Genomic DNA, 4958 nt, shown 5'->3' with positions numbered 1-4958 from the left:
ATCAGCCAACGAGTCGCTGCCCTGAAGCAACACGCCGATCACTTTCGCCAGTGCGTGATTCACGAACCGCGAGGTTGGGACGCCGGTTGTCGGTGCCTTGCTATGCAAACCGACAAATGCAGATTGCGTTTCCGCCGCGATCTTTTTCAATAACGCTGGATACCTAGGCATGTGTGGTCATGGCGCGATTGGCGTCGCCGTGGCTTTGCATCACCTCGGGATGGTAGGCTTGGGAAGACACCGTTTGGAAACATCGGTAGGAATTGTCGAGTTCGATTTGCGAAAGCCGAACGAAGTCGCGATCGGCAATGTGCCCAGCTATCGACTGGAAAAGGACGTTCAGGTCGAGGTAGACGGTTTCGGAACAGTCGTCGGAGACATCGCATGGGGTGGCAATTGGTTTTTCCTAGTCGGCTCGGCACCAGCGGAGATCCGGTTGGAAAAACCTGGAAATCCTCAACGATGCTTCGGCGAGAATCCGGCACGCTCTGTGGAACCAAGGAATCACGGGCAGCGACGGAGCGGAGATTGATCACGTTGAGTTCTTCGGGCCGCCACAATCGCCCGATGCAAACAGCAGAAACTTTGTTTACTGCCCTGGTGGTCAGTATGACCGGTCTCCCTGCGGAACCGGGACGAGTGCCAAGTTGGCCTGCCTCGCCGCCGACGGAATCCTGAAACCGGAGGAGACATGGGTCCAGGAATCGGTCATCGGCAGTCGCTTCCACGCGACATACACCCCGCTCGAAAATGACCGAGTCTCGCCCGTTATCGTTGGCACGGCGTATGTGTGCAGCGAAGGGAAATTGATTCGTCAGGAGGGAGACCCGTTTAAAGATGGCATTCGAACTCCCAACCCTCTCGCGTCAAAAATGGTGAGTTGATGACAGGTCAAAACGATGGGCAATCGGTGGTAATCGTCGGTGCGGGGACGATCGGGATTTCCTGTGCTCACTACCTGTCAAAGATGGGACTGAAGGTCACGGTCATTGATCGGGGAAAGCTCGCAGCCGCCTGTTCGCATGGCAATTGCGGCTACATCTGCCCGAGTCATGTCCCGCCGCTGACCGAACCGGGCGCGTTCTCAGTCGCGTTCAAATCTCTGTTCAACCCTCAGGCTCCCTTTCGTGTTAAGCCACGCATCAGTCCGGCGATGTGGAATTGGATGTGGCAGTTTGCCAAACGCTGCAACCACCAACAGGTGTTGACGGTCGGAAAGCACTTACAGGCGATTCTCGATGCGTCGATGGACGAATACCGAGATATCATGAAGGAACACGCCTTCGATAGTGAGTGGGCGGAAAACGGATTGCTGTATGTCATGCGGACGAAACGTGCGATGGACGCGTTCGCAAAGTCCGACAAGATGCTGACTGAGGAATTTGGAGTCACCGCGACGCGAATCGAAGGTGACCAATTGCCGAACTTCGACCCGGGATTGAAGCCAGGCCTGGCCGGTGCATTTCATTACACCGGAGATGCGTCGGTGCGACCGGACCGGCTCAATCAACAATGGGTCGAGTCGCTACAAGGTTCCGGGGTACAGTTCCTTGAAGACTGCGAACTGTCTTCAATCGAGAAAGAGGGCGGACGGATCCGAGCACTGGTGACGACCGAAGGAAAATTGGAAGCCGATCATTTTGTGTTTGCGATGGGGGCATGGAGCACTCGGTGGTCGCAGGAATTGCAATGCCGTATCCCCATCGAGCCCGGAAAGGGATATTCACTGACGATGGCGCGAGCCGACTCGCAACCGAAATACCCGATGCTGTTCCCGGAACACAAAGTGGGTGTGTCACCTTTTGAGAACGGATGGCGTCTTGGATCGATGATGGAATTCGCCGGCTACGACGAGACCATTGGCGACTCGAGAATTCAACAACTGCGAGACTCGGCCCGTCCCTACCTGGTCGCGTCGGTAGACGGCGAGGCTGAAGAGAAGTGGTTTGGGTGGCGTCCTATGACGTGGGACAGTTTGCCAATCATCGGACCAACGAAAAATCTGCACAACGCTTTTCTGGCGACCGGTCACAATATGTTAGGGTTGAGTCTGGCTCCATCGACAGGGCGGTTGATTGCGGAGTTGGTGACCGGCAATCAAACTCACATCGACGCCACACCGTATTCACCATCACGGTTCTAGTTTTAGTACCGTCGGTGACGTGCCCGCGTGTTTTTCCGGGTCGATCGTGTGGCCCCGGCATCAGTTCCCAGACAAACACTCCGTCGACAAGACGATCGGGAGATTGTGATTTGACCCAGCAGTACTGTGGCGTGTTTGATCTGTTTCGAGTCGGCATCGGACCGTCGAGCTCTCATTCGGTAGGCCCGATGCGAGCCGCGAAGTTGTTCCTGCTCGAACTGGCGACAGAAGTGAACCTGGATGACGTCAAACGCATTGACGTCGAGTTGTATGGGTCGCTCGCACTGACCGGGATGGGCCACGGGACGGACACCGCGATTTTCATGGGACTCTCCGGGGAATCACCGGAAACAATTGATCCAGAGACGGTGCCTGAAAAGCTGGCATCGATTCGGAGTGCGAAGCGAATTGCGATTGATGAACGACGAGAGGTAGCGTTCGTCGAGAGCGAAGATTTGATCTTCAACCGCCGAACAACACTGCAGGGGCATCCCAACGCAATGCGTTTCCGGGCGCTTGGCGATGCAGCGAAGAGCAACCTGTTGCTCGAGAGCATCTATTTTTCCATTGGTGGTGGTTTCGTCGTCAAAGAGGGACAGGAAAACGTCACCGACGATTGCCCAGAGATCCCCAATCCGTTTTCGTCTGCCAATGAGTTGCTCGAACTGACACGCAAACGCGAATGCCGAATCAGTGATCTCATACGCGAGAACGAGCGGGTCTTTCGTAGCGATGCGGAAATCAGCGAAGGCGTGCAGCATCTCTGGGAAACGATGCGAGAGTGCGTCCGATTGGGGTGTCAAACCCGAGGCGTCTTACCCGGAGGTCTCGGGGTACTACGACGTGCCCCATCGCTTCACGATTCGCTTACCTGCAAGAATTCGATTCCAACCGATCCGATGATGGTTCTCGATTGGGTCGATCTGTTTGCTCTCGCCGTCAATGAGCAAAATGCTGCGGGAGGACGCGTCGTGACGGCGCCGACCAACGGGGCGGCGGGGATCATTCCTGCAGTGCTGCACTACTACACGCGTTTCTGTCCCGGCGCGAGAGAGGACCAGATCGAACGATTCTTCATGACCGCTGCCGCGATCGGTTCGCTGTATAAACGCAACGCGTCGATTTCTGGTGCAGAGGTTGGATGCCAAGGCGAAGTCGGTGTCGCCTGTTCGATGGCCGCCGGCGCGATCACGGAGGTTCTCGGCGGATCGCCCGAGCAAGTGGAGCAGGCGGCGGAGATCGGGATGGAACACAACCTTGGATTGACGTGTGACCCGATCAAAGGATTGGTTCAAATTCCATGTATCGAACGCAACGCAATGGGCGCCGTGAAAGCAATCAATGCGAGTCGATTGGCACTGCGGAGTGATGGCACCCACACCGTGTCGCTTGACCGCGTGATTCGAGTAATGAAACGGACCGGGGCCGACATGTCGTCACGCTATAAAGAAACATCTCAGGGTGGACTCGCCGTCAATATCGCTGAGTGTTGATGACGTGAGGCATTGTCCCGTTCGCATCGCAAACGATGTCGCACATCAACTGTATGAGGAGAGTTCGGGTGCTCGTTGAAACACGCTGAGCTCTTTCGCCGTGTCGCTATGGTTTGCGAATCACCACTTCTTCTTCGCCCCACTCCACCGCGAGGTCAGCGGACTCGGCGACCATGATAGCGAGTTCTCGAAGCGTTTTTTGTTTTCCGTCCAGGTTGATCCGACGTTGGCTAGCGAGCTCGGCATCCGGTTCGATTCGGAATCGTTTACCATCGGTCGCGGCGAGTTGTCTTAAAACATCGCCGGCGGTCTTATTGATCAGTTTGAGATCAAAGACGGCTGCCTTTGCGTTTGGCTTATCACGTCGGGAAGGCGTCGCAGAGGTGGATCTCCAGTGAGCGGCCAACGCCCGTCGATGGTTTTCCGCCGTCGCGAGGACGGTGATCTTATCGCCGGAAGTACGCACTGACGAACGGACTGATTGAGCAGCGAGCGTTTCTCGGATCGCCGTCACGGAATCACCTTTTGGGTAACTCATTGGAAACGGTTTCCCGGCGGTCAATTCGGACCACCCAACAATCCCGTTGGGAAGGTCAGACTGCGAATCGCTCGGTGCACCGCGGGCGGCCGAGTTGTTGCGTGAACGAGACGAAGATCTCGTGGTGAGCGATTCCAAACGTGTCCCTGGTTTGATCGCATAATCGAACTGCGCGAGCACCAATGACACCGCAGTGGTCCGGTCGACGCCGATTAACTCACCTGCCGGCCAAACATCGTGGGGCAACCACGCGACGGTAGGCCGAGGAAGCGTGCTCACATTCGAGTTTCGCAGACGGTCACCTAGGTCGGCGACCTTTGCCCGTGAGTTCCGAACTTTGGGAGCGGTAAGGATCAGTTCGAGAACTTCGGACGCGGTACTGCCGCTCGGCCAGCGAACCGATACGAGGTCGTCGTCGGTAGTTTCTACGGTGAGGAAGCTGGCGGCGGAGTCCACCCATTGCGGACGCCCGACAAGGAGAACGCCGGGAAGCGGAAAAACAGCGAGGTCGGATTTCTCGGCCAGGTCCACGACGACTTTCGCCGCGGAGGTTGCAGCCACCGTCAGGCTGACGTTCGTGGTCGGATCGACTTGGCGGTCGATCCAAATGGACCGAATCGGGTTAACCTGGGAATTGCCAGGGGCGGATCGGGAGGCGCCGATCGACACAAAAATCTGGTGAATCAGCGTGGGGAGGGTCTGATCTTCGATGCTGAGCGTGACAGGGGTGCGGGCGAGCGATTCGGCGGCGAGTGCACTATCAGGAGGAGCCTGGGCGGATACC

5 protein-coding genes are annotated in these 4958 nt (G+C 56.8%); 4 read left to right on the top strand and 1 reads right to left on the bottom strand.

What is annotated here, in order from left to right; genetic code table 11:
- Nucleotides 1-97: 97 nt before the first annotated feature.
- From RSSM_RS35250 to RSSM_RS24690, 4 genes are all read left to right on the top strand, one after another.
- Nucleotides 98-532, top strand: coding sequence for a proline racemase family protein (locus RSSM_RS35250; RefSeq protein ID WP_261340265.1), 435 nt, complete (start codon nt 98-100; stop codon nt 530-532).
- Entirely contained in the window at nt 447-884 is a 438-nt protein-coding gene (locus RSSM_RS35245; protein ID WP_315850027.1) for a proline racemase family protein, read from the top strand. The genes RSSM_RS35250 and RSSM_RS35245 overlap by 86 nt, the downstream gene beginning before the upstream one ends.
- Entirely contained in the window at nt 884-2143 is a 1260-nt protein-coding gene (locus tag RSSM_RS24695) for an NAD(P)/FAD-dependent oxidoreductase (protein WP_008686225.1), read from the top strand. The genes RSSM_RS35245 and RSSM_RS24695 overlap by 1 nt, the downstream gene beginning before the upstream one ends.
- Before the next feature lie 110 nt (nt 2144-2253).
- Nucleotides 2254-3636 (top strand): L-serine ammonia-lyase, encoded by a 1383-nt coding sequence (locus RSSM_RS24690; RefSeq protein ID WP_144060095.1) that lies wholly within the window; start codon nt 2254-2256, stop codon nt 3634-3636.
- A gap of 106 nt (nt 3637-3742) precedes the next feature.
- Here RSSM_RS24690 and RSSM_RS24685 read toward each other — a convergent pair.
- Nucleotides 3743-4958: hypothetical protein (locus tag RSSM_RS24685; protein ID WP_052336114.1), on the bottom strand; the 1216-nt coding region annotated here is incomplete at its 5' end.

Source organism: Aporhodopirellula sallentina SM41, from assembly GCF_000346505.1.
GTDB lineage: Bacteria > Planctomycetota > Planctomycetia > Pirellulales > Pirellulaceae > Rhodopirellula > Rhodopirellula sallentina.
The sequence above is the reverse complement of the archived record's forward strand: the minus strand, read 5'-3'. Positions and strand labels throughout refer to the sequence as shown.